This is a genomic window from Streptomyces sp. NPDC091280 (genome assembly GCF_044768565.1).
Classification (GTDB): Bacteria; Actinomycetota; Actinomycetes; order Streptomycetales; family Streptomycetaceae; genus Streptomyces.
Map to the genome: position 1 here is coordinate 310,048 of NZ_JBIVUZ010000004.1, position 23,363 is coordinate 333,410.

24 protein-coding genes and 1 pseudogene are annotated in these 23,363 nt (G+C 70.5%); 14 read left to right on the forward strand and 11 right to left on the reverse strand.

Annotation, left to right across the window (positions count from 1 at the left end; genetic code table 11):
* Positions 1-6: 6 nt before the first annotated feature.
* Together ACIQPR_RS14665 and ACIQPR_RS14670 are read right to left on the reverse strand one after the other, a co-directional pair.
* The gene (locus tag ACIQPR_RS14665) at positions 7-786 is read right to left on the reverse strand and encodes a hypothetical protein (protein WP_403647131.1); all 780 of its coding nucleotides are present in this window, start codon (positions 784-786) and stop codon (positions 7-9) included.
* The gene (locus ACIQPR_RS14670) at positions 783-1,991 is read right to left on the reverse strand and encodes an FxsB family cyclophane-forming radical SAM/SPASM peptide maturase (RefSeq protein WP_403647134.1); all 1,209 of its coding nucleotides are present in this window, start codon (positions 1,989-1,991) and stop codon (positions 783-785) included. The genes ACIQPR_RS14665 and ACIQPR_RS14670 overlap by 4 nt, the downstream gene beginning before the upstream one ends.
* Before the next feature lie 531 nt (positions 1,992-2,522).
* On the opposite strand from ACIQPR_RS14670, the gene ACIQPR_RS14675 reads away from it, so the two are divergent.
* Genes ACIQPR_RS14675 through ACIQPR_RS14685 form a run of 3 tightly spaced genes read left to right on the forward strand, consistent with a single transcriptional unit; the run spans position 2,523 to position 5,810 of the window.
* Entirely contained in the window at positions 2,523-3,644 is a 1,122-nt protein-coding gene (locus ACIQPR_RS14675) for a TIR domain-containing protein (RefSeq protein ID WP_403647137.1), read from the forward strand.
* Positions 3,641-5,329, forward strand: coding sequence for a TIR domain-containing protein (locus ACIQPR_RS14680; protein ID WP_403647140.1), 1,689 nt, complete (start codon positions 3,641-3,643; stop codon positions 5,327-5,329). The genes ACIQPR_RS14675 and ACIQPR_RS14680 overlap by 4 nt, the downstream gene beginning before the upstream one ends.
* 34 nt (positions 5,330-5,363) lie before the next feature.
* Positions 5,364-5,810 carry an HIT family protein gene (locus tag ACIQPR_RS14685; RefSeq protein ID WP_403647143.1) on the forward strand — a complete coding sequence of 149 codons (447 nt, stop codon included), beginning with the start codon at positions 5,364-5,366 and terminating at the stop codon, positions 5,808-5,810.
* 18 nt (positions 5,811-5,828) lie between these two features.
* Here the strand turns inward: ACIQPR_RS14685 and ACIQPR_RS14690 are convergent, their stop codons facing one another.
* Together ACIQPR_RS14690 and ACIQPR_RS14695 are read right to left on the reverse strand one after the other, a co-directional pair.
* On the reverse strand, positions 5,829-6,251 hold the full coding sequence (locus ACIQPR_RS14690; protein ID WP_403647146.1) for a hypothetical protein: 423 nt from the start codon (positions 6,249-6,251) through the stop codon (positions 5,829-5,831).
* 36 nt (positions 6,252-6,287) lie between these two features.
* Complete coding sequence (locus tag ACIQPR_RS14695; protein WP_403647923.1) at positions 6,288-7,226, reverse strand: DMT family transporter; 939 nt, start codon at positions 7,224-7,226, stop codon at positions 6,288-6,290.
* Positions 7,227-7,269: 43 nt separating this feature from the next.
* Here ACIQPR_RS14695 and ACIQPR_RS14700 point away from each other — a divergent pair, with 43 nt between their 5' ends.
* The gene (locus ACIQPR_RS14700; protein WP_403647149.1) at positions 7,270-7,881 is read left to right on the forward strand and encodes a MarR family winged helix-turn-helix transcriptional regulator; all 612 of its coding nucleotides are present in this window, start codon (positions 7,270-7,272) and stop codon (positions 7,879-7,881) included.
* A gap of 200 nt (positions 7,882-8,081) precedes the next feature.
* Entirely contained in the window at positions 8,082-8,651 is a 570-nt protein-coding gene (locus ACIQPR_RS14705) for a hypothetical protein (protein ID WP_403647152.1), read from the forward strand.
* Here the strand turns inward: ACIQPR_RS14705 and ACIQPR_RS14710 are convergent.
* A complete protein-coding gene (locus ACIQPR_RS14710) occupies positions 8,648-8,848 on the reverse strand; it encodes a hypothetical protein (protein ID WP_403647155.1) in 201 nt (66 codons plus the stop codon). The two genes, ACIQPR_RS14705 and ACIQPR_RS14710, sit on opposite strands and share 4 nt — an antisense overlap.
* 103 nt (positions 8,849-8,951) lie before the next feature.
* Between ACIQPR_RS14710 and ACIQPR_RS14715 the strand changes: the two genes are divergently transcribed.
* From ACIQPR_RS14715 to ACIQPR_RS14735, 5 genes are all read left to right on the forward strand, one after another.
* Complete coding sequence (locus tag ACIQPR_RS14715) at positions 8,952-9,704, forward strand: Crp/Fnr family transcriptional regulator (RefSeq protein WP_403647158.1); 753 nt, start codon at positions 8,952-8,954, stop codon at positions 9,702-9,704.
* A 110-nt stretch (positions 9,705-9,814) separates the two neighbouring features.
* Complete coding sequence (locus ACIQPR_RS14720; RefSeq protein ID WP_403647161.1) at positions 9,815-10,606, forward strand: hypothetical protein; 792 nt, start codon at positions 9,815-9,817, stop codon at positions 10,604-10,606.
* A gap of 277 nt (positions 10,607-10,883) precedes the next feature.
* Positions 10,884-11,624 (forward strand): hypothetical protein, encoded by a 741-nt coding sequence (locus ACIQPR_RS14725; RefSeq protein ID WP_403647164.1) that lies wholly within the window; start codon positions 10,884-10,886, stop codon positions 11,622-11,624.
* Positions 11,621-11,929, forward strand: a complete 309-nt coding sequence (locus ACIQPR_RS14730) for a helix-turn-helix transcriptional regulator (RefSeq protein WP_403647167.1) — start codon at positions 11,621-11,623, stop codon at positions 11,927-11,929. Before ACIQPR_RS14725 ends, ACIQPR_RS14730 begins: the two co-directional genes overlap by 4 nt.
* Positions 11,926-13,056: a hypothetical protein gene (locus ACIQPR_RS14735; protein ID WP_403647170.1), complete on the forward strand. Its 1,131-nt coding sequence runs from the start codon at positions 11,926-11,928 to the stop codon at positions 13,054-13,056. The genes ACIQPR_RS14730 and ACIQPR_RS14735 overlap by 4 nt, the downstream gene beginning before the upstream one ends.
* A gap of 241 nt (positions 13,057-13,297) precedes the next feature.
* Here ACIQPR_RS14735 and ACIQPR_RS14740 read toward each other — a convergent pair whose 3' ends face one another.
* Positions 13,298-14,191 carry a LysR family transcriptional regulator gene (locus ACIQPR_RS14740; RefSeq protein ID WP_403647173.1) on the reverse strand — a complete coding sequence of 298 codons (894 nt, stop codon included), beginning with the start codon at positions 14,189-14,191 and terminating at the stop codon, positions 13,298-13,300.
* Positions 14,192-14,449: 258 nt separating this feature from the next.
* On the opposite strand from ACIQPR_RS14740, the gene ACIQPR_RS14745 reads away from it, so the two are divergent.
* From ACIQPR_RS14745 to ACIQPR_RS14760, 4 genes and pseudogenes are all read left to right on the forward strand, one after another.
* Positions 14,450-14,965 (forward strand): SRPBCC domain-containing protein, encoded by a 516-nt coding sequence (locus tag ACIQPR_RS14745; protein ID WP_403647176.1) that lies wholly within the window; start codon positions 14,450-14,452, stop codon positions 14,963-14,965.
* A 92-nt stretch (positions 14,966-15,057) separates the two neighbouring features.
* A complete protein-coding gene (locus ACIQPR_RS14750; protein ID WP_403647179.1) occupies positions 15,058-15,354 on the forward strand; it encodes a hypothetical protein in 297 nt (98 codons plus the stop codon).
* A gap of 276 nt (positions 15,355-15,630) precedes the next feature.
* Positions 15,631-16,035 (forward strand): annotated as a pseudogene (locus ACIQPR_RS14755) (BlaI/MecI/CopY family transcriptional regulator); the annotation flags it as partial.
* 65 nt (positions 16,036-16,100) lie between these two features.
* On the forward strand, positions 16,101-17,129 hold the full coding sequence (locus ACIQPR_RS14760; RefSeq protein ID WP_403647182.1) for a M56 family metallopeptidase: 1,029 nt from the start codon (positions 16,101-16,103) through the stop codon (positions 17,127-17,129).
* Between the two features lie 64 nt (positions 17,130-17,193).
* On the opposite strand, the gene ACIQPR_RS14765 is transcribed toward ACIQPR_RS14760, so the two are convergent.
* From ACIQPR_RS14765 to ACIQPR_RS14785, 5 genes are read right to left on the reverse strand one after another with little or no spacing between them, the layout of a single operon-like run.
* Positions 17,194-18,600, reverse strand: coding sequence for an MATE family efflux transporter (locus ACIQPR_RS14765; protein WP_403647185.1), 1,407 nt, complete (start codon positions 18,598-18,600; stop codon positions 17,194-17,196).
* A 5-nt stretch (positions 18,601-18,605) separates the two neighbouring features.
* Complete coding sequence (locus ACIQPR_RS14770) at positions 18,606-19,634, reverse strand: cysteine synthase family protein (protein WP_403647188.1); 1,029 nt, start codon at positions 19,632-19,634, stop codon at positions 18,606-18,608.
* Positions 19,635-19,682: 48 nt separating this feature from the next.
* Positions 19,683-21,068, reverse strand: coding sequence for a Y4yA family PLP-dependent enzyme (locus ACIQPR_RS14775; protein WP_403647191.1), 1,386 nt, complete (start codon positions 21,066-21,068; stop codon positions 19,683-19,685).
* Positions 21,059-22,054: an ornithine cyclodeaminase family protein gene (locus ACIQPR_RS14780; RefSeq protein WP_403647194.1), complete on the reverse strand. Its 996-nt coding sequence runs from the start codon at positions 22,052-22,054 to the stop codon at positions 21,059-21,061. The genes ACIQPR_RS14775 and ACIQPR_RS14780 overlap by 10 nt, the downstream gene beginning before the upstream one ends.
* Positions 22,055-22,079: 25 nt before the next feature.
* The gene (locus ACIQPR_RS14785; protein ID WP_403647197.1) at positions 22,080-23,069 is read right to left on the reverse strand and encodes a TauD/TfdA family dioxygenase; all 990 of its coding nucleotides are present in this window, start codon (positions 23,067-23,069) and stop codon (positions 22,080-22,082) included.
* Positions 23,070-23,363 lie beyond the last annotated feature (294 nt).

Genomic DNA, 23,363 nt, shown 5'->3' on the forward strand with positions numbered 1-23,363 from the left:
GGTGCGTCAGCTGTGAGGTCCCCGGAGGATCGGCCGCTCGTCGTTCCCCGGGTGGGAGAACCAGGATCTGCGGGTGGATACCTCCCACCCCGGTTCAGGGCGGTGGGACGGTGGTACGGCGTGCGTAGGTTGCAACGGTACCCGGAGCGCCGCGAAGTGCCTATCAGGGAAGCAATCGGTTGAGAGCGGAATTCGCGGCATTTCCGGTGCGCCTGGGGGCAGTGAGTATAAGAGGTCCTCAGGAGTCATCACGGGGGGCGAGTGACGGGCCCCGACGAGGATCCGGTCCACCACCGCGCGCAGCACCTTCAGATATCCGCCACGGGCGTGCGGGGACCCCACCAGCCGGACGAGACCCGAGGTCGTGTAGTCGCCGACCGGCACTCTCAGAGTGTCGGGATCCGGACGGGGCGGCAGCCCCTTGGTGTTCCACAGGACCGGCACCAGAGCGGACGAGTGTTCCCCGGTCTGGTGCTGCTCCCACAGCAGGCGGCGGCGGAACACCGCGAGGTCGAGCAGCGCGCCGGACTCCTTGTAGTAGTGCTCGGTGAGCAGGACGACCAGCGTCCGGCAGCGCATGGCGGGCGTCCAGTCCCGGCCCCCCGGCGCGAAGGCGCCGCGGGCGGGCTCCGGGAGCAGGCCGGTGTGGGCCGGGGCGGAGCCCAGCCGCCGGTAGATGTCGCTCTGGAGATCGGCGTGGAACGTCCGCAGCCAGGGGTCGCCCGGGGCGGGCAGGGCATGACTGATGTAGTAGTACGGAACTCCTGAACCGGTCTGCGCGGTCATGGGATCGCCCCCCGGTCCAGGCGCCCTCGTAACGTGGTGACACCGTTCGTCAGCCGGCCCCGCACATGGTCGATCAGGAGACGCAGGTCGGCGCAGTAGCACGACGGATTGTCGAAGCCGTTGTCCGGGTGGTGCCGGTGGGCGCGCAGTCCGCCGCCGCAGATGTCGACGACGGGGCAGGACCGGCACTGCCGGCAGAGCCCGGCCAGCCCGGCACGCTCCGCGGCGAACCCCGGATCCACCGCCGCGCGGTCGAAGTCGTGGGCCCCGATGTGCAGGACGGACCGGGTCGCCCCGGCACCGACCGTCTTGAGGATGTCGTTGTACTCGATCAGCCCGGACGGCTGGATCACCACGACGTCCGACCCGTACGGCCCCCACATCTCACTGGTGCTGGTCCCGCCCAGGTGCAGGTCGAGCAGGGAGTCGAACAGGCGCAGCGAGGTCTCGCGCCGTACCGCGTCGAACCAGCGGTCGAACACGGCGGCGAGCCAGCGCCCGTACGGCGCGGCGCCCGCGTCCGCTGGCCCCGGTGGCGGGAACTGCCAGGTGGCATGCGGCAGGAGCAGGTCGACGGAGGGCGGTTCGTGCTCCAGCAGCGCCTCGTACGTCTCGACCGGGTCGGCCCCGATGTCGACGACGCACAACAGCCCTCCGTAGAGCTGCCGGTAGCGTGGTGTGCGGAGCAGCGAGAGCGCGCGGGCCACTTCGGTGTACGTGCCCCGGCCGGCCCGGTCGGGGCGGCGCCGGTCGTGGGACGCGGCGGTGCCGTCGATGCTGACGCCGACCGTGATGCCGTAGCGGCGGAAGACCTCCAGGAAGTCCCGGTCGAGCAGCGAGGCGTTGGTCTGTATCAACAGGTCGACCTGGGTGGCCAGCTGGCGGCAGTCGGCACGCAGCCGGCGGGCGAAGTGCTCCAGGGTCGAGGGCCCGGCCAGTAAGGGTTCGCCCCCGTGCAGGATCACCTGGGCCCGGACCGGGCGGTGCCGGCGCAGGTGCTCGGTGATTCTGCCGGACAGCTGCCGCATCACGGCGGGGCTCATGACCAGCGGCTGGGTCCGCCAGCTGTGGTCACGGTGCTCGTACACGTAGCAGTCGGGGCAGCCGAAGTTGCAGCGGCTGTACAGCTTGACGACGAACTGCGTGAAGGCCGCGACCGGTTCGGAAGGCGGCGGGATCGTCGGGCGCGCGGTCTCACACCGCACTTTCCCACCTCGGCCGCTCGGGGCCGGACCCTCGGCCGACATTGCGCAGCAGTGCCTCGACGAGCGCGCTGCGGGGGAGACGGCCCAGTTCGAGTGCGTCGGGCGGGGCATGGGAGGGGCCGTCCGCGGACAACGCCGAACCGCGTGCCGTGTGTTGTGCCGCCTCACGTCCCATAGCTCAGGCTCCCCCCGACTGTCCCGGCTCCGCGACGCACGGAGTCCGACCAGCATGGTTCGGACAGGCGGACGAGGTGTCAGGGAAGTCGTGTGGTTCCTGCTACAGTCCGGGACTCGTGAATCCTCGGACCACTCGCTCCCCCGCTCGTGAATGCCTCGGCGCGCTTACCGAACGCTCCCACCAGACACTTGAGAGTGTACCGAGCGGGACCAAGTAAGCCTATCCTCGGGAGTGTTGAGGGATGGTGAATCGGCCTTCGAGGAGCCACCGCCGACCGATCGGCCGTCTGTCGTGACCGAGTCTGCGCGAATGTCCGTCCTGCCGGACCGCCGGCGGTAGCTTGCGAGGAGCGCGTGGATCCAGCCGCTTTCTTCTATACGAGTTGTGTACGAGCCGACGGCTGGCGTGCGCTGACACGTTTCCACACCGACCTGGAATACCACCTGCGGATCCAGGAGGGGTTCGGTGTCAGCGGCGTCCTCGGGGCGCTGATGGAACCCGACTCCGCCCTTGAGGGCGAGGTGACCGGGGCCGGCGTGATGATCGCGCTGTATTCGCCGAGGTATTTCAAGGACCGCGGCGCAGGACTCGAATGGTCCGTCTTCCGCTCCCGTATGCGACACCACGAGGACACCCGCGGAGTTCCCGCCCGCAGCTGTCTGATCCCGCTGTGCTGGAAGCCCGTCGGCGGCGACGAAGTACCGGAGGCCGTACGGAAATGGGTGGAGGTGCCCGGAGCCTTCGACTGGCTGCGACAGGACGGACTGGAGCGGCTCGCCGCCTCGCTGGAGCCGGAGGACAAGGCGCGTTACAACGCGCTCGTCGAACAATTGGCCAAAACGATTGCCGAGGCCGGGCGAACGGAACTGGAGCCGCTGGACCCGCCGGACGCACGGGAGTTGAGCCCGGAGTTCGGCAGCCAGGGCGTGCCCCAGGACCGCCCGTCGGCGGACGGGTCCGAGGTGCCGGCGGAGGAGGAGCCCGCCGACGGGGAACCCGGTGCGTGGCAGCACGGGGACGGCGGCGCGGACACCGGGCTCCACGAGCGTGGCCCGCGTACCGTCGCCATCAGCTATGTGGGCGCGGATCAGCCGTGGGCCGACTGGATGAAGGAAGTGCTGGAGCAACGGGGTTACCGGGTCACGCAGCGCCGCTGGCGGGTCGGCCGTGAGGGACTCCAGGACGCGGTCGCCCGGGCGCGGGCCGAGGCGGAGCGGCTGGTGGTCATCTTCTCGCGCAACTACTTCGCCGGGGACACCCGCCCCATCGAGTGGGCGGAGGTGTTCGTCGAGTCGCCTGACAGGGTGTCGTCCGACGTGCTGGTCCAGATCGACGCGACCCCCCGGCCGCTCCTGGTCCGCGACGCGCGCGTCGTCGTACTGGCCGGGGCGGACCTCCCGGAGAACGAGCGGCTGATCGGCGAGATGCTGCCCGAACCGCCACAGCGGTCGGAGGACCGCGGGAGCGGCCGGTGAGCCCGCAGAGACGCTCGCCCAGACAGCTTCCCTCGATCACCAATTTCCCGCCGCCGGCCGCACCCTTCGTCGGCAGGGACGAAGAGGTCGAGCAGGCCCACGAGTTGCTCGCGAACCACGGCTCCGCCCTGCTGCACGACCCGCACGACCGCCGCCACGGCTACGGGACCTCGCAGGTCGCCATCACCTACGGCCACCGCTACACCCGGCACTACGACGTGATGTGGATGTTCGACTGCGGCGGGGAGCGGGACCCGGCACGGCTGGCCGACCTCCTCGAACAGGAATTGCGGCGGCTGCGACAGGAGTACCGGCAGAAGTGGGGCGAACCGCTGCTCGACCCGACCGCCGCCAACTGGCTCTACTTCTACAACAACGTGGCGGAACCGGACACGGTCCGGCGGCACTTCCCCAAGGGCAACGCGCGCATCCTGGTCGCCTCGCGCGCCACCGGCACCTGGGACACCGGTGCCCGGCTGTGTGTCGGCCCGCTGACCCGGGCGGCCTCGATCGAACTCCTCCACGAGGTGACGGCGCTAGACCGGGCGCAGGTCCTGCGGCTGGCGGACATCTTCGACGGGCACCCGGGGCAGATCGTGCGCGCCGGCCAGGCCATCCGAGGGAGCGGCATCACGGCGGAGCAGTTCGTCACCCTGACCGAGATCGTCCGGATGGCGCCCGCGCCGGCGGAGGCGGCCTCCCGGTCGCCCGCTCTCCCGGGACAGCGCCGGGCGGAGGTCTCCGACAGCGATCGCACGAGCCTGTGGACCAACCTCCTGCGGTCGGCGGTGTGCCGGGACAAGGGCAGCTACCAGAGCTGGATCGAAGCCCTCCGCAGAGACACGGGCATCCTCCTGGACGACGAGGTGACCGCCGACCTGCCCATCGGGGAACGGGTGGACCAGCTGCTGGACATCGCCTTCGACCAGCAGGACCCCGGCTTTCTGCGGGCGATCGCCGAGACGGTGGCGGCGGAGACCGAGACGGCGGGCTCCGGCCGGGACCCGGCCAACAACGTGAGCCGGATCGTCGAGGAGCTGGTGCGGGGCTGGCAGGGCGGACCGCAGGCGCCGTCGATGACGGCGGCGGCCGGAAAGGCCACCTGTTTCTTCTTCACCAGCTGGTTCAACCGCGACATATACGCCTCGGAGGTACTGCGCTTCCACAACATCCTGCAGAAACAGGTCGAAGCCAGACGCGCGGCACGGGAGATGAGCGACGGCTTCCTCGACCGCACCGCGAAGCGCGGGACACAGTGGGAACCGCGGCTGATCGAGGCGATCCGCACCACGAGAGTGCTGGTTCCCCTGATCACCAAGGACTACTTCACCAGCCCGTGGTGCCGGCGCGAGTGGGCCGTCATGATGAAGCGCATCGCGAGCGTCGACACCGCCCCCGGGCAGGAACCCGTGGCGATCATGCCGGTGTTCTGGGTCAGACCCGAGAAAGGGTGGACGCTGCCGAAGGACTTCGAGCGCTTCCAGCACCGGGCGCCCGGGGAATACCAGGGAGACGTCTTCGAGCTCATGGCCTCGCGCAAGGAGGACGACCTCATGGAGTACGTCTCCGAACTCGCCCGGTGCATGGTCGACGAAGGGGGCGTTCACCTGCCGCACCTCGCACAGGATCTGGTGATGGACCTCCCGCTGGCGTTCCCCGACGCCAACGGTGGCGCCGCCGGCTGACCGGTGCGCTCGCCCACCGGCCTATTGTCGACCCATGAGAGTGGATCATCGTGACGACGACTGCGTCTTCTGCGGCATCGTCGCCGGCACCGAACCGGCCCGTGTCGTCGCCGAGACCACCGGGACCCTGACGTTCCTGCCCGTGCGGCCGGTACATCCCGGGCATGTGCTGGTCGTGCCCCGCCGCCATGTCGCGGACATCTGGGACCTCGACGAGGAGACGGCCGCAGCGGTCGGTACGGCGGTGCTCCGGGCCGCCCACGCGCTGCGGACCGCCCACCGCCCCGAGGGGCTGAACATCATCCAGTCGTCCGGGGCGGTCGCCACGCAGTCGGTGTTCCACCTGCACGTTCATCTGGTACCGCGCTACGAGGGCGACCGGATGCCGTATCTGTGGCCCCCGAAGGCCGAGGAGGATCCGCGGCTGCTGGACGACTCCGCGCGAAGACTGCGCCTCGCGCTGACCGCGGGGCGGCACTGAGGCGGCACCGGGCCGCGATCACAGCACGAAGAGCAACGCGAATGCCTGGCCCAAGGCGAGGCCCCCGTAGAAGAAGGCCAGTGTGGGGGAGACGGCGGCCTTCAGTACACCCGCGCTCTCCATACCGGGTGCCACGTTCATGGTGAAGGGCTCAATCGGATTCTCGGGGCGGCGCACCCGGTCGTACAGGCGCCGGAACAGCCGCTCCTGGTACAGGAAGTAGCCGTCGAGGAGCCAGAAGGCGAGGATCGGCACGAAACTCACCAGCGCCACGGAGCTCTTGCCGTTCCCGACGGCGTAGGCGAGCAGGGCGCCGGTGACCGTCAGCGACCAGCCCTTGATCAGGAACGAGTTGTTGCCCATCCGGGCCACGATCGCCTGGATCAGCTCCAGGTGCCTGATCCGGTTGTCGTCCAGCGCTAAGGGATTCTCCGCTGACATTTGCCCCCCACAGTGTCAACTCGCCTGTGAACGAGCTTACTCAGCTGATCCGCGTCGTGGGTCGCCGCAGACCGACTCGTGAGCGGGCGACTCGTCGACCAAGGGCCGGGGCGATGTCCGATCCTTGGCGGGGCGGTTCGCGCGTGCCGGCCGCCCCAGGACCACTCCGGTCAGGACGAGTGCCAGGCCGCACAGTTGACGGACTGTCAGGACCTCGCCGGCGAGCGCCGTGCCGAGCAGGACGCCGGTGACGGGGTTGAGGAGTCCGATCAGGCCCACCGTGCCGGAGGGCAGGTGTCGTAGCCCGGTGAACCAGACGGCGAAGGCCAGCGCGGTGGCGACGAGAGTGACGTAGCCGAACGCGAGGAGGGCCGAGGGGGAGAGGGTGGGCGGAGGGCCCTCCACGGCCGCGGCGACCGGCAGGAGGAACAGTCCTCCGGCGGTGAGCTGCCAGGCGGTCGAGGCGAGTACGTCGGTGCCGGTGCTGTTCCACCGTTTGGTCAGGATGTGACCGAAGGCCGACACGAGCATGGCCGCGGCCGAGGCGAGGACGCCTCGCACGTTCACCCCGTCCGCTCCCGTGAGCAGCATGAGGCAGACCCCGCCGAGTCCGATCGCGGCGCCGGCCAGGTGCGTGCGGCCGGGTCGTTCGGACATCAGGGCCCAGGCGATGAGCATCATCGCCAGCGGGGACACCGCCATGACGGTCGCGGCGATGCTCGTCGGGAGCAGCTGGGAGGCGGCGTAGACGAGGACGAAGAACACGCTCACGTTGAGCAGCCCGAGCACGGCCGACCGCCACCACCACGCCCCGCGCGGTCGTTGCCGGCACAGGCCGAGGAGGAGCAGGCCGGCGGGCAGCGCTCGTAGGGCCGCGCCGTAGAGGGGTGCGTCCGGCGGCAGGAATTCATGGGTGACGTAGTAGTTGGCGCCCCAGGCCACCGGTGCGACGGCGGTCAGTGCCACCCATCGCATATTAGCTTCCATGGAAGATAGTATAGCTTCCCAGGAAGCTATCATGGTCCGTATGGATGCCCCGCAATCGCCGCGACTCCCATCACCGCCGCCGCCATCGTCACCTTCGCTGCCGCTATCACCTGACCGTGTGGCCCGCATCCAGGCCGACTGGCGCCGCGAACGCCCCGACCTCGATGTCACCCCGCAAGGCGTCATCGGCCGACTGCACCGCCTGGCCGACCGGCTGACCGAGGAACTCTGCCTCGTCTACGGCCGCTACGGGCTCAGCGAGGGGGAGTTCGACGTGCTGTGCGCACTGCGCCGCGCCGGCGAGCCCTACGAACGGGCGCCCGGCGAACTGGCCGCCCACACCATGGTCACCACCGGCGCGATGACGAAACGGATCGACCGACTGGAGCGCGCCGGACTCGTCACCCGCCGCCGTTCCGACGACGACCAGCGTGGCCGGATCGTCGCCCTCACCCACCCCGGCCACGAACTGATCGACCGGGCGTTCACCGACCACATGCGCAACGAACACCGACTGCTGAACCTGCTGACGCCCGCCGAGGCGCAGGCGCTGGAGGGGCTGCTCACCACGTGGCTGTCGCGGGTGGAGGATCCGCGGACGGTGGAGGGGCCGGAGGGGCCGGGGGTGGCGGGGGGAGGGTGATCGGACGGTGGTCGGTTGTGTCGTTCCGTGGATGGCTTGCGCTGCCGGACAGCGTTCGCCGTCGTCACGGACGACCCGCATGTCGATGTTGGCGACCGGCTGAGGGGAAGATGGTCCCTGCCCGACCGAACATGGTCCACTCGGCGTCAGTGCGCAGGCATCTCTCGTGCGGCTGAACAATGCTTGTCGGAGGAGTTGCGGTGCTCGGACTGCTGGGCTTCTACAGCGAGTTGGGCGACGGTCCGGACCGGCTCACCGGCGGGCCGAGCGGATCGATACGTGACGCCGTCCGGCCCGTCGCCGAACCGGACGAAGCGGAACTGGTGGCCTACCTGGACCGTGGGCACGTCCTCCTCGACGTCATGGAGAGCGCACCCGATGTCCTCACCGGGAGACCCCACCGCCACTCTCAGGGATGCTCATCCCTGATGACCGACGGCAGTTGGCTGTGGCGTCGGGACTTCCCGCACTACGTGGAGACCCACCACGTTGCGCTGCCGGAGGCGTTCGTGGCTCACGTCCGCGCCCTGCGTCACCAGATGCCCACCATCGACGTCGCCGGGTTCGCGTCCCACTACGACGAGACCATGCCCCTGGTCGGCTGGTCCTCGCTGGTTCCCTGGCGATCGACTGCGGCCACGCTCGTAGTCGAACCACGAACGGTGATGAGCAAGGCCGAGTTCGACGCGGCGACGGCGACCGAAGCGCGGGAACGGCCATCGGGAAAGTGGAACAGACCGCGCAAGCAGCGTAAGCCGCGGAGGATTTAGATACCTGGCGGGGGCGAGGGGCGGGGAGTAGGACTCAGTGGCAGGGAGTCGCCGATGTGCGCAGCCATGACTTTGCGCATACCGGCGACGCCGAGCCAGTTCGCCGCGTAGTTGTCCGGGACCAGGTCCGACACCTGGGTCGTCTGCTGGTCCGCGCCTGTGTCCAGGCCACGCCGTACGACCCCGCGATCCGGCACCTGAACTGGCTTGGGCCGAACCTGAGTTGTCCGGTCCGCGGAAGGCGCGGCGGATGCTCCGTCTGTGCGCTGCCGCGCGCCCCGGAGTGCGTCCGTCGCGACGGTGGACCGGAGGGAAACGTGCACGGTCGCGTCGGCCGAATGCTGTGCTGAGCGGATGATGCATGGCTCGATCCCCGACGGTCGCGCTTTCCTCGACATGCTGTCTCCTGACACGCGTTCGGCCTTCATCGGGCTCGGCACGCGACGGCGGTACGGCGTGGGGGACGTACTCATTCACCAGGGCGACCACGCGCAGGAACTGATGGTCCTCCTCGACGGCCTGGTGAAGGTGACCGCCCGGCTGGACTGTGAACGGGTGTCGCTCATGGACATCCGGATCGCCGGGGAGATCGTGGGGGAGGTGGCGGCGATGGGTGTCGGACCGCGCTCAGCCACCGTCACCGCCTGCGGCGATGTCGTCGTCACCGTCGTCCCGCGACATGAACTGGAACCCTTTCTCCTTGCCAGTCCGGAGACTTCCCTGGCGCTCAACCGCCTGCTCTGCGGCCGGATTTGCCGATCCGACCGCCTGCGGCTGGAACTCGGTGGGTATCCGGTCCCGGTACGGCTGGCCCGCGTCCTGGTCGAACTGGCGTCGAGGCACGGGCGATCCGAACGGAACTCGCTGCGCATCGACGTGCAGCTGACCCAGCCCGAGTTCGCCGCTCTCACCGGAGCCAGAACGCGCAGTGTGCACAAAGCACTTGCCCATCTGCGCGACCGGAACATCATCACCACCAATTCCCGGAAGATCTACGTACGAGACCTTGCCCGCCTCCGAAAAGCGGCGCGGCTGAGTGTGCCGACCGCCTAGGCCCGTGTCCACAAACTCGCACTAGTGCGTCTTTTTTCGCGACTCGCGGTCCTTCCTCGGACAGTTGGTGTCCACCGAACCCAACCTCCTCCGAAAGGTGGCAAGTTGTCGTGAAAGAGATCTCTCCACCGCCATCCGCGGCCGGCCTGCCGATCCGTCGGCTGTGCCTGGCCGTGGACGTGGAGCAGTACAGCCGTCTCGACACCCGGACCCAGTCCTCCGTTCAGTCCGAGCTGGTCCGGATGCTCGACGAGGCGACAGCGTCGACCGGACTGGACCGGGCCGCCTGGACGCGTCAGCCGCAAGGCGACCAAGAGTTCGCCGTCCTTCCCGAGGCGACGCCGGAGGATGCCGTGCTGGGTCCCTTCGTGCACCATCTCGCGGGCCGGCTTGTGGACCGCAACTCCCACCCGGGCGTCCCGAGGGTCAGGCTGCGGCTGGCCGTGGACACCGGGGTGGCCACGGAAGCGGCCCTCGGACACGCCGGCCCGGCGCCGATCGCGGTGGCACGCTACGTTGACGCGCCCCAGCTCAAGGCCGTACTCGGCACCCTCACCACGGCCGATCTCGCCGTCATCGTGTCGGACCGGCTTTACCAGGACGTCGTACGGTCCGGGCTGCCGCACCTCGATCCCGCGCAGTACGTGCGTGCCCATGTGCGGGTGAAGGAGTTCGGCGGCTACGGCTGGATCCGCGTCCCGGGTCACCCGCCGGACGAAGTTCGACGGGCAGTGGCGGAGGCGTCGGCGCCGAAGTCCTCGCCGGACGCTCCTGTCCGAGGCCGGTCGATCCTGTCCCAGCACGTTCACCAGGGCGCGGCAGTCGGCCGTGACGTCGTCGGCGGTCTCACCGTCGGCCTGCCGGTGCCGCTCCCGCCGCCCGAACCTGGACCCGCGCGGTGACGGCCCACTACAAGGCGCCGCCCGGGCCCGAGTCCTACGACAGTCAGTGGGTGGACCTCGGGGTGAACGTCGGCCACGCCGTGTACGGCGGCATTCACTTCCACCCGCCCGCCACGTTCGTCGTGCGACCCCCGAGCCGGGAGGCGACGACGCATTCGGCCCGCACGACGCGGGACACAGCCCTGCACTGGGCCTTGACCGACTTCGCACACGCCCTCGGAAGGGCTGCCACCGCCCTGGCCGGCCTCTGGCCCGATGATGCCGGAAAGGAGAAGCGATGACTTCGACCGGACCGGACGGCGTCTTCGCCCGGATCGACCGTGGTGTCACCGGACTGCCCGACTGCGCGCGGCCGTCCCTCACCGTGCGAGTCGGCCTCCGCACCCTCTTGCTCTCTCCGGAAGAGAGCAGGAGGACGCTCTACGGCCCCCGACGGGACTCGGAGCTGGGCGCGGCGGTCTGGCGACAGGCCGTCGCCGAGGCCCGGAAGGAGCCCCGGAACGGCGACGGCGCCGGACGGCTGCTCGTCGTCTGGCTGGCCCTCCCAGGGCTGTACCGGAACCTGCACAAGATCCTTCGTTGTTTGCGCGTCGAACGGTCCGACCTGGAAGCGGAAGCCGTGCTTGCCGTCCTCGCCGCCGTCGACGCCCTGGATCCCGACGACCCGGAGCCGGGTCGCCGCCTGATCAAAGAGGCGGTGAACCGGATGTGGGACTACGGGAAGCGTGTCGCACAGGAGATCCCTGTCGCCGACATCGTCGCCATCGCCGAGGCCCGCAACGCCACCGCCCCGCCGGAGGAACGACCCCACCCGCCCGAGGGCTGGGAACTCCACGTCACACCCCCACCCACCCGCGAAGGCTTGTACGCGACGCTCCGCTTCGCCGAGCCTCGCCCCCGGCAAGCGGGGCGGCAGGGCGGCACCCGCCTGCCGGACCTGGTGTTCCGGGCCCGCCGTCATGAGGAGGCCGATCTCATCGGCACGTTGATCCTGCTCCCCGTAGGGGCCCCGCGGTGACCGCCCGATCCGGCTCGCCGCTCGGCTTCGCGGAAGTCCTCGACCTGCCCCTGTGCGTCGACCTGCGCACAGCGGCCCGCGCCTTCGGCATCTGCCGGGGGACGGCGTACCGGCTGATTCACCGTGGCACCTTCCCGTGCCCCGTGCTGCGGGTCGGCGGGCGCTACCGCATCCCCACCGCCTATCTGCTGCGCTCCCTCGGCATCGAGGAGCGACCGGTATACGCCGTCCCCCTGGAGGACGACGCCATGCCCGAGACCCACCCCGACGACACTCGTTCCCGCACATCGGAGGTGCTCGCATGATCACGTCACAGGCGCTCCGCCAGGAGCCCGACCAACCCCTGAGCTGCTTCGTCGTCGGCCCCATCGGTGACCCGCACGCCGCGCACGGCGGCCCCGAGCGGGAGGCGTTCGAGCACCACCTCGCCGTTTTCGAAGAGGTGATCGCCCCCGCCTGTGAGAAGTACGGCATCAGCGCCGTGCGAGCGGACGGCATCGCGCACGCCGGTGACATCAACGAGCAGATCTGCCGGCACGTCGTCGAGTCCGACCTGGTTGTCGCAGACGTCAGCGGCGGCAATCCGAACGTGATGTACGAGTTGGGGCTGCGCCACATCACCGGCAAACCGACGATCCACATTGGAGAGGCCGGGCAGCTGCCCTTCGACATCGCCTCGATCAGGACGATCCGCTATCAACGGACGCGCAGCCAACTGGCCGCAGCTCGCAAGGAGATCGAGAGTGCCCTGGCGGCCGGGCTCCGGGACGGCTTCGAACTCCTCACACCCGCCCGGGTGTTGCGTGGACTCCAGAGCGGTGACGGACCAGCGTCCACCGGGGAGGACGGCGGGCGGGGCGAGGACGAGGACTCTCCCGGTCTGCTGGACGACTTCGCCGTGATCGAGGACGGACTGGACGAGATGACCGCCGACATGGACGCCATCACCAAAACGATCGAGACGATCGCGGAGCTGACGGAGCGGTCCGGGAACGAGATGGGCGAGCTGACCCAGGCGAACGCGCCCGCGAGCGCCCGCCTCGCGGCCGTGGCCCGCTACGCGGAGACTCTCAACGTGCCGGCGGGCGAACTGAACACCGTCGTCTCCGGGTTCGCTGAGCGCATGGCGACCATGGACAGCGGAGTGCGGGCCGCACTCGGACTCATCGAGACGACACCACACGACGAGCGCGGCGAGGGAGCGGAGGAGTTCCTCGATCAGTTGATGTCCCTGGAGGAGGTCATGCAGGAGGGGCTGACGCAGATCGCTGTGTTCGGGGCCTCGGTGACTTCCATGTCCCGAGTGAGCCGACACCTCCGCAAGCCGGTGAAGGAGATCTCCTCGGCGGTGCGCCAGATGACCTCCGTCATGACGAAGATGGGGGAGTGGGCCACCAAGGCTCGTGTGCTGGCGCAGCCGGCCACCGAATGACACCACCCGCACAGTGCCCGGACCTTTTCGGAGGCCCGGGCACTGCGGTGGCCGTCTCCGCCGCACCAACCGATGAGTTCCGGCGCGAAGAGCGCTCTGCCTGGGAGGACGGGCGCGTGAGCTGACGTAAAGGCATTGCCTCCCGACTACCACCGGGCGACCTTCCTGTGGAAGTGCGAGGGTCTGTCGGACGCGCAGCTGCGCCAACGCCCTGGGGAAGGGGGGAAGTCCTTCGCGCGGGCTACCAGGCCCGCGCCGCCCGCCGGAGCTGGTCGCGGACGCGGAGTACCGCGGGGTTGGTGTCGGCGCCGGGGCGTTGGACCAGGAAGAGTGTGTTGAGCGGTGGTTCCTCCGGGGTGTGCAGGAGGGCGAGGCGGCCGGAGTCCAGGTGTTCCTGGCACAGGGAACGGGGCAGCACGCTGAAGCCCGCGCCCGCGTTGACCGCTGACAGCACCGCGTACAGATTGGGTACGGTGACGGCGGCGCGCGCGGTCAGCTGTTTGCCGAAGACGTTGCGCCAGTAGCGGCGGACGATCGGCAGGTCCTCGGCGTACGTCACCATCGGGACCTCGCGCAGGGCAGTGCACAGGTCGTCCGCCCCCGGACGTCCGGCGCCGCGCTCGGCCCAGACCGGGCTCGCGACCAGCAGATACTCCTCGTCCGCGAGCGGTACCGACTCCAGTGCCCGGCCGCGTGGCCGCCGGGTCGTGATCACCAGGTCGTGGCGGCCCGCCCGCATCTCCTCCAGCAGCGGCTCGGGCAGTCCCTGCGTGACGCGGAGTCGGACGCCGGCGGTGATGAGCGGGACGAGGGCCGGCAGGACGCGGACGCAGAGCAGTTCGGACGGGCCCGCCAGGTGCACGGGCGCGGACGTCGCGCCGGTGTCCTCCAGCGTCGCCAGCGCGTCGAGCGGGGCCGCGATCTGGCCGGTCAACTCGTGTGCGTAGGGCGTCGGTTCCACTCCGCGCGGCAGCCGGGTGAACAGTTCCCGGCCGGTCTGCTGTTCCAGGGTGCGGATCTGCGCGGTCACGGTCGGCTGGGACAGGCCGAGCCGTGGGGCCGCCGCCGTGAACGACCCCGCGCGGTACACGGCCAGGAAGGTGCGCAGCAGGTTCAGGTCCGCGTGCGGCGGCAACTGCCGGCGACGCCCGGCCGCCGGGGCGTGGACTGGAGCGTCGCCTCCGTCGCCACCGTCCGTTCCATCGGCTCTATCGGTTCCATCGCCCGCATCGCCTGCGCGGCGGGACTGCTTCGTCATGCGTCCAGCATAACGACCTCCGGCATCGGACTTTCGATATCGGAGATCGGTATTCCTATTGGTTGTCGGATGGGTGGTCGGCATACCGTCGGTCGTGGACCTCGCCTGGCAACGCACTCACCGAAAGGCGCCCCCATGACCTCCCAGAACGCGATCAACTGGCCCGCGAAATACCTCCCCGGCACGGGCGACAACTTCGTCTCCAACGAAGTGATCGTCGCGGGTGTCACCGCCGCCCAGGTGTGGCGCTTTCTCATCGACACGTCGGAGTGGGAGGGGTACTACGACAACGTCGCCGACATCTCCTTCCCGCACGGCGGCGGGCCCCGGCTGACCGCTCAACTCGACTTCAGCTTCGGCACGTTCGGCTTCCCGCCCCTGGCCGCCCGGGTCGTCGAGTTCCAGTCGCCGTCCGAAGGGGTGCCCGGCCGCCTGTCCTGGACGGCGAAGCAGGAGGGCGAGCCCGAGCAGCGGCTCGACGTGCTGCACGCCTGGCTGGTGGAGGACCTCCCCGGTGGACGGGTCCGCGTCCTCACCCAGGAGACTCAGATCGGCCGGCCGGCCGTCGCGCTGGCGAGCGAGCGCCCGAACCCGATGCTCAACGGTCATCAGGCGTGGCTCGACGGGCTTGTCGGCGCCGCTTCCAAGTAGCCGTCAGGGCGAGTGGAGGGCGTGGGGCGGGAAGGGAGACCGCCTGTTATGGAGGCCTGGTAGCAGCTGATCACGGTGCATAGGGTGCCCCCATGAACGACGAGATCATGACCACGATCGGCTGCGACATCTATTCGTTCGACGGTCGGATACTGGAGATCTTCGGCATCTTTCCCGCCCGCTTCCATGTACGGCACCTCGACCTGCGCGTCAGCGGCCCGGACCGGAAAGGGAACCGGACCGTGGAGATCGGCCACGGTCAGGTCCGGGGCGGGGGCACGATCCGGAACTACACGGCCGAGGAATGGGAGCAGGCCGATGGCCTGGGCGCGCTGCTGACAGCGGTCCGAGAGGCCGTCGAATCCGCCTCGGGGCATGGGGCCGGGTGACAGTGCGGTCACGGTCACCGTGTCCAAGAGGTGTTCGATGAGGCGTTCGATCCCTTGACGCGACCGGCGAATCCGGGCAACTCGCCTGTGCCGGGCGGGGCTTGAGCGCCGTCGGTGTGGGGATGGTGATGAGGATGGTGACGGGTCGGTCGTCCGGGGCGGTAAATTAGGCATGCCTTAGTACATCTACCGGTGGCGGGCCGCATCATCGTGGTCGCCGACGAGGCCGGCCGAGCTGGACCGTCCCGCCGTCGCGGGTGGGAGGACAGGAGAGCGATGTCGGGCAAAGGGCCGGGCAATGGTTCGGGCAAGGGCGGGGACGAGCGGCGACCGCACGGCGAACTCGTCGCGGACGTGCTGGCGGTGCTGTGGCAGGCCGGTGAACCGATGACCGCGCAACAGGTCAACGCCGTACTCGGCAAGGGGCTGGCCAGGACGACGATGGCCACCATCCTCGGCCGGCTCTTCGAGAAGGGCACATTGCGCCGGATCCCTGTGACACGCGGGTTCGCCTACGAGCCGGTGGAGGACGCGGCGGGGCTGGCCGCCGGCCGTATGCACCGCGAACTGGACGGCGAGCCGCGCCGCGAACTGGTGCTGAAACGGTTCGTGTCCTCGTTGTCGGAGTCCGACGAGGAGACCCTGCGGCGCCTGCTGCTGGAAGCCGAACCCGGAGTCGAAGCTGAAGGCCGCGTTGAAGCCGACGCCGACGCCGACGCCCATGTCCAAGCCGAGGAAGACTCTTAGTGACGTATGTCCTGGTGCTGGTCGGGCTGGCCCTCGCGTTCCCGTGGGGTGCGGCGCCGATCACCCGGTACCTGGCGGATGTGCTTCCGCCGCGCGAGGCGTGCCGGGTGCTGACCGGGGCCGCGGTCCTGCTGGCCGGCGGGACGATCGCGGCGTTGATCGGTCTGTTCCATGTCCCGTTTCTCGCTGCGCTGGAGCAGGTGTCTTTCGCCCGGGTGCTGGAGGCGTGGCCGGCCGCCGTGCCGTTCGCCTGCGTCGCCGGAGCGGTGCTGCTCGTCCAGCTCGTGCTGCTGGTGCGGCGCTGGTCGCAGCACCGTTCCGTGCTCCGGCGCGCCTGGTCGTCGGTGAGTGGGGGCAGGGGGGACGGGGATCTGCTCGTGGTTCCGGGGAATGGCGTGGACGCCTTCGCGCTGCCCGGCTATCGGGGGCGGCGTGGCCGGGTCGTGGTGACCTCCGCGATGGTGCGGTCCCTGAAGGCGCGTGAGCGCGAGGTGCTGTTGGCGCATGAGCGGGCGCACCTGGCGGGTCGTCACCATGTGCTGTCCGCCGCGGCCGATCTCGCCGCCGTGGTGCACCCCGCTCTGCGGAGCCTGCGTGACGCGCTGGTCTTCCATCTGGAGCGATGGGCGGACGAGGAGGCCGCCGCGGTCGTGGGTGACCGCCGGGTGGCGGCTGCGGCCATCGCCCGAGCGGCGCTGGCCGGAGCGTCCCCCGGGCGTGCCGGGGGGTCCCACGGGCGCGTCGACGGGTATCCCCTGCTGTCGGTGACCAGCGGACCTGTGCCGCGGCGAGTCGAGGCCCTGCTGTCGCCCGAGCCGCGGGCTCCCCGGGGCGGGGCCCGACGCGCGGGCGTCACCGCTCTCGCGGGGACCGTGCTCGGTGCGGCGGTGGGAGCTCTCGCACTCGCCTACGGGCTGCACGAGTACGTCGAGTACTCGGCGCAGCGGCTGCTCGGCGCGACCGCACCGTCGGGTTGCTCGGGCATGTGGGACACCTTGCGCGCCCTGTTCGGTACGGGCGCTCCCTGAGCGAGTCGGCGCCCGCACGGCGGCGGTACGGCGAAGGGTCCTCGTGCCGCCCCCGTACTGGTCGTCAGGCCGCTGCCGTGGTGGGCCGGGGCGGTACCGCGGCGAGTGCCGTGTCGTAGCGGCGCAGCAGGAGCAGGGCGGTGGCGGCGAGGCCGGTGAGGAGACCGAGCCAGATGCCGAGCGTGTCGAGGTGCAGGGCGTAGGCGAACAGGCAGGCGGTCGGGAGGCCGATGGCCCAGTAGCCGACGAGGGTGACGCGGAAGCCGCTCTTGGTGTCGTTCAGACCGCGCAGGAGGCCGATGCCGATGTTCTGCGCGCAGTCGAAGAACTGTAGGAACGCGGCGACGGTCAGCAGGTGCGTGGCGACGGTGAGGGCGCGGTCCGAGCCGGTGTCCAGGAACGGGGCCAGGACGAGGCGCGGCAGCGTCAGGTACACCGTGCCTACGACGGTCATGACGGCGCCGGCGCAGGCGAGGGCGGTGTTCTTGAGGCGGCGGGCGGCCTCGGGGTGGCCCAGGGCCAGTTCGCGGCTGACGTTGATGGACGCGGCGTGGGAGAGGCCGACCGCGATCTGGAAGACGATGTAGACGAGCTGGTTGACGGCGGTGTGCGCGGCGAGCGCGTCGGGGCCGAAGGAGCCCGCCATGAGGGCGGTGACGGAGAAGAAGCCGGCTTCGGAGCCGTAGGTGGCCGCGATCGGGACGCCCAGGCCGAGCAGTCGTCTGACGGTGGCGGTGTCGGCGCGGGTGATGTCGAGGGTGAGGTGTGGGGCCAGGTCGGGGTCCGTTCTCGCGGAGAGGTACAGGGCGAGGAAGGACAGCAGGTGGACGGTGGAGGTGGCGATGCCGACCCCGGTCAGTCCGAGCCGGGGCAGGCCGAAGGTGCCGTGGATGAGGACCCAGTCGAGTCCGGCGTTGACGGCGATGGAGGCCAGGGTGATCCGCAGGAGCGCCTGGGGTTTGCGCATGCCGACGGTGAACTGGCGTACGGCCTGGAACCACAGGCAGGGCAGCAGTCCGGGCGCGAGGGCGTAGAGCATCGTCCGGGTCAGGTCTACGACGTCGGCGCTCTGCCCGAGCCGGGCCAGGGCCTGCCCGATGAGGATCATGACGATCGCGCCGGCGACGCCGGCCAGGGTGGCGACGGCCAGGCCGGCCCGGACGATGCCCCGGACCTCGCCGCGCGCCGCCTCCCGCGCGCCTTCCCCGTCCGGGCCGGGAGCGGCCTGCTCGGTTCGGGCCGCCGCCGCGGCGATCTGGTTGCCGACGGAGGTGACCAGGCCGACACCCATGGTGCGGATCTGGTTGAAGATCACGATGGCGAGGCCGCCCGCCGCGAGTTCGGTGGTGCCCAGCAGACCCGCCATCACGGTGTCGGTGGTCGTCAGGGCGACCTGCGCGAGCTGGGTGAGGACGAGGGGGACGGCCAGCGTGCCGAGGGCGCGGCCGTCGCGGAGGAAGGTGGTCGGCATCGCGGTCACCGGTTCCCGCGGAGCTTGGTCAGCTGGTCTTCGACGGCGCGCTCCACCTCCGGGCTGAGGAGGTCGCGCTCGCGCATCCAGTCGTCGTCGAAGACGGTGTCCATGTACTTCTCCCCGCCGTCGTTGACGAGGGCGACCACGGTGGTGCCCGGCGGCAGGGAGGGCAGGCGCCTGAGCGCCTCGTGGACGACACCGCCGGCCGAGCCGCCGATGAGCAGCCCGGTCCTGGCCACGGCGCGGCAGGTGGCGAAGGCCTCGATGTCGCCGACCTTGACGCCTTCGTCGATGAGGTCGAAGTCGACGAGGGCGCCGATCTCGGCTCCTTCGGGGGTGCCGGTGCCGGACTGGTAGTAGTCGTGGGCGGGGCCGCCGAAGGCGATGGATCCCATCGGTTCTACGCCGATGACGGTGAAGTCGGCGACCAGCTTGGCCAGTTCGCGCCCGGTGCCGCACAGGCCGCCGCCGGTGCCGACCGCGCCGATGAGGATGTCGAGGCGGCCGTCGAGGGCCGCGGCGAGTTCGTGGGCGACGGGGAAGTAACCGACGCCGTTGGCGGGGTTGTTGTGCTGTTCGGTGAAGACGGTGTTGTCCGCGTCCCGGGCCATGTCCTCGGCGAGTTCCTCGCGGGCGGCGGTGGCGAGTTCCTCGGTGCCGTCGTCGGCGACGTAGACGAGTTCGGCGCCCAGGGCTTTCATGGCCCGCAGTTTGTCGGCGGCCGCGTGGTGGTCGACGACGGCGGTGAAGGTGTAGCCGCGTTCGGCGGCGATCACGGCGAGGCCCAGGCCGGTGTTGCCGGAGGTGGACTCGATGATCCGGCCCGCGGCCCGCAGTTCTCCGGCGGTTTCGGCGGCGTCGATCATGGCGCGGGCCATGCGGATCTTGGCGGTGCCGGTGGGGTTGAACATCTCCAGCTTCAGCAGCAGGCGGCTGCCGGTCTCGGTGGTGGCCAGTTCCAGCAAGGGCGTGCAGCCGATCAGGTCGGACAGGCGGGAGACCACGGCGGGCCGCTGAAGGGCTCCGGGCATCAGATGACTCCTGTGAGGGGAGGGCGGGGCGGCGCGGGCCGGTTCCGGTCAGGTGAAGTGGCGGTCCAGCCGCCAGCGGGGCCGGGGGCGGTCGATGCGGTCGACGACGACCTTGGGCGGCAGCGGCAGGTCGTGGAAGGGGGACTCGTTGGAGTCCATCTGGTAGCCGGCGGTGTTGGGGTAGAGGAGGAGGTCACCGGGCCGGGGCCGCTGCGGGAAGGCGATCTTGCGCCAGGTGAGCATGTCCGACTCCAGGCAGGTGGCCGCGCCGACGCTCGCCGGGAACACCCCTGGCGCGGTGGCCGGGTTCAGCGGGACCAGCGGGATCAGCAGCGGGTCGGGGAGGTACTCGCTGCCGAACCACTGCTCGGACAGGCTCAGGCTGGTGCCGTTGACCGTCAGGAGCTGGTGGCCGTCGCGGTCCTTGGTCCCCTGGACGGTGAACACGGTGGCGCCCGCCCGGTCGAGCAGGGCGCGGCCCGGCTCCAGCAGCAGTTCCACCCCGGCGTTGGTGAGGATCTTGGCGAGTGTCTTCCCATGGGCGTGTTGGGGGCGGGCTCGTAGCAGCGCGGCCAGCGCGTGCGCGCCGGACTCCGGGGAGTGGTAGGGGTAGAAGTCGCCGCTGTCGAAGCTCTTGCCGGCGTGGTAGTGGGCGGGCCGCTGGGTTTCGAGGAAGGCGCGCCAGCTGTCGGCGTCGGTGTAACTGACGGGCAGCCCGCCGCCGATGGAGATACGGCCGGCTTCCAGCCCCATGACCCTTGCTTTGAGGCACAGTTCGACCAACCGGGCCGCCAAGTCCGCGCGGGGCTGGAGCGCGTAGCCGGACAGATGGAAGCTGAACCCCTCCGTCCGCAGGGCCTCGCCCGCCTGACGACACCGCTCAAGGGCGGTGGTGAGTTCGCCGTCGGTCATGCCGAAGCGGCTGTGCGGCTGGAGCGGGGGCAGGACGCGCAGCAGGACGCGGGCCGGACGGATGTGCCCCGCCGACGCGATGGCGATCACCGCGTCGAGTTCGTCGAGGGCGTCCACGGCGATCAGCGCGCTGTGCGTGACGGCCAGGCGCAGCAGCGCGGGATTCTTCGCGGGGCCGGTCACCACGAGGTGCTCGCCGCGTATCCCGTGCCCGAGTGCTTCGCGCAGCTCGGCGACCGAGGCGATGTCGAGGCCCGCGCCGTGTGCGGCGGCCTGTTCGACGAAGACGGCCGCTTTGTTGGCCTTCTTCGCGTAGTAGATGAAGCCGTCCACCCCGGCCGCTTCCAAAGTCCCTTGCAGGGCACGGAGGTTGGCGGTGAAGGCGTCGGGGAGCAGGAAGTGGAAGGGGCCGCCGAAGGCATGGGCGAGTTCCGGCAGCAGCCCGGACGCCACCACCGCGTCGGTCGCGGCATCCGGCAGCACCGGCAGGGCGGGCCAACGGGTGCGAGTCCTCACTGCCACAGGGCCACCTCGGTGCCCAGGCCCGCGTCCAGGGCGAGTTGGGCGAAGCGGTGGCCCAGGGCGATGTCGGTGACGACCAGGCCGCTGTTGTAGGCGAAGATCCGCTCCGTGGGCGAGGTGCGTCCGGGCGCGGAACCGGCGAGCACGGCGGGGAACTCCGCGTCGACGGCGGGGAGTTCGCCGTCGGCGTCGGCCATGTCGAGCCCCGTGACGTTCATCTGGGCTTCACTGGTGGCGATCACGCGGTCCGCGCGGTGCAGGGTGGAGGGGGCGAGCCCGTGGCCGACCAGGACGGACAGGGCGCCGTCCCGCAGCCGGTCGGCCTCGACGGCGGTGGGTGTGTGGCCGCCCGCGGTGGCGACGACGACGTCCGCCTCCCCGGCCGCGGCCCGCGCGTCGGAGACGACCTCGACGTCCCGGTCCGGGAAGCGGGCGCGCAGTTCCCGCTGTACGGCGGCGAGACCGTCGGGGTGGGTACCGGTGACCATCAGCCGCTCCAGACCGGGCAGCGCGGTCACCAGGAACGGCAGCGCGAGGCGGCCCTGTGTGCCGGTGCCGATCACCAGCGCCGTCCGCGCGCCCGGAGCGGCCAGTTCCCGTGCCAGCAGGGCGGATACGGCGGGGGTGCGCAGCGAGCCGATGCGTGAGCAGTCCATCATCGCCACCGGCAGACCGGTGACGTCGTCGTAGAGGGTCAGCGTCGTGTAGTAGTGCTGTTCCTCGCGGCCCTTGTCCAGGCCGTGCTTGTAGGACGTCTTGACGGCGACGACCTCGCGGGTGCCGTCCCGGCCGAGCATCGCGTAGGCGACGGAGTGGCCGTCGCCGGGCTTGACGGTGAGCTTGCGCGGGTTGTCCGACAGGCCGTCGGCGAGGGTGCGGTAGGCGCCTTCGACGGTCTTGAGCACGTCGGTGAGGGTGATGTCGATACCGGCCAGGTCGCCGGTGGACAGGACGCGCAGGCGGCGGTCCGAGGGCAGGTCGGTCACGGGTGCCTCCAGTCGGGTCGGGGTGTCAGCGGGCGTACGCTTCGCGGGCGGCCTGGCCGTACCCGTGCTCGGCGCGTTCGGCCTCGGGGCGGGTCCTGCGGCCGGGGACGCGCACCGAGGCACGCTTGAGCCAGCGGTCCGTGCCGTCGTAGCGGGCGCGGAACGGGACCCGGCCGTGGACGACGACGTCGTTGTCGACGACCAGTACGTCTCCCGGCCGGAGGCTCACCGCGACGGACACCCGGGCCAGTTCCTTCTCCAGCCGGCGGTACGCGTCGCCCCAGGCCGGGTCGGCCTCGTCGAGCGGGGTGTAGGCGGGGTCGAAGCGCAGGGTCGGACCGTCGGGCGTGCCGAAGAGGGTCGGTACCGGAGCGGGGCGGCCGGGGAACCGCCGGGCCTGTTCGTAGGCGTCGTCGGGCAGGATCGGTGCGACCGGCCGCTTCAGCAACTCGACGTCGGCCGGGGCGAGTTCGGCCAGGCGGACGCTGGCCGCCGTGGTCGCGACGCCGTCGTGGTTGCGCATGCAGCACAGCAGGAGCAGATGGGCGCGGCCGGGGTGGAACGCGTCCTCGGTGTGCGGGGTGAGCAGGACGGAGCTGGACGCGCCGGTCTGCTCGCTCTCGTGGCCGGGCGAGGGGACGATGTTGTGGACGAACCGTCCGTCCTGCTGGCCCTCCCAGGCGATCGGGGTGCCCATCAGCGCCGACACGAGCAGCAGGACCGTGTCCCACAGGGCCCCGGCGTCACCGGCGGTCGACCAGTGGCCGGGCGTGGCCCCGAGCGTGGTGTCGTCGGGGTGGAGGCCGCGCAGGACGAACAGGCCGTCGGCGGTGTCCACGGGCCGTAGCGCGTGTCGCACTTCGTCGCCGAGCCGCGCGCACGCCTCGGGGAGGGCGGCGAGCAGTCCGGGAGAGGTGGCGGTGCCGTGCTCGGCGAGCAGTTCGGCCGCCGCGGTGGTCAGTTCGGCTGCGGTGGGGGCGTCGAGAGGGCGTACCGGGGCAGGGCGGGTGGGCACGTTGGCACCTTCCGGGGCAGGACGGAACGAAGCGCGGGCATGCGGCGGCACCGGCTCGGAATGAGGGGGGAACGGGGGAGCGTCGTAGGGTCCGGCGCGGCTCTGGGACGGGTGCCGGACAGCAGGAACCTAACCCCGTCAGTGAGGTAAGGCAACCCTAATCGATGTGATTGACTACATCAACGTAGTCTCTTTTTCGGCCGCTGCGAGGTGTTCTGACGCATCGTCAAAAGCCTTGCTGAGCTGGTGAATTGACGGTTCGTCGGCTCCCTCTCGTGATTGTCCGTGCGGGTC

Excerpts from the sequence above, each read along its gene's own strand:
- ACIQPR_RS14765 (WP_403647185.1), bottom strand. The coding sequence starts at position 18,600 with ATGCCGACCACCTTCCTCCGCGACGGCCGCGCCCTCGGCACGCTGGCC.
- ACIQPR_RS14685 (WP_403647143.1), top strand. The coding sequence starts at position 5,364 with ATGAGAGTGGATCATCGTGACGACGACTGCGTCTTCTGCGGCATCGTC.
- ACIQPR_RS14725 (WP_403647164.1), top strand. The coding sequence starts at position 10,884 with ATGACTTCGACCGGACCGGACGGCGTCTTCGCCCGGATCGACCGTGGT.
- ACIQPR_RS14690 (WP_403647146.1), bottom strand. The coding sequence starts at position 6,251 with ATGTCAGCGGAGAATCCCTTAGCGCTGGACGACAACCGGATCAGGCAC.
- ACIQPR_RS14695 (WP_403647923.1), bottom strand. The coding sequence starts at position 7,226 with ATGCGATGGGTGGCACTGACCGCCGTCGCACCGGTGGCCTGGGGCGCC.
- ACIQPR_RS14750 (WP_403647179.1), top strand. The coding sequence starts at position 15,058 with ATGAACGACGAGATCATGACCACGATCGGCTGCGACATCTATTCGTTC.
- ACIQPR_RS14770 (WP_403647188.1), bottom strand. The coding sequence starts at position 19,634 with ATGCCCGGAGCCCTTCAGCGGCCCGCCGTGGTCTCCCGCCTGTCCGAC.
- ACIQPR_RS14700 (WP_403647149.1), top strand. The coding sequence starts at position 7,270 with ATGGTCCGTATGGATGCCCCGCAATCGCCGCGACTCCCATCACCGCCG.
- ACIQPR_RS14745 (WP_403647176.1), top strand. The coding sequence starts at position 14,450 with ATGACCTCCCAGAACGCGATCAACTGGCCCGCGAAATACCTCCCCGGC.
- ACIQPR_RS14735 (WP_403647170.1), top strand. The coding sequence starts at position 11,926 with ATGATCACGTCACAGGCGCTCCGCCAGGAGCCCGACCAACCCCTGAGC.
- ACIQPR_RS14665 (WP_403647131.1), bottom strand. The coding sequence starts at position 786 with ATGACCGCGCAGACCGGTTCAGGAGTTCCGTACTACTACATCAGTCAT.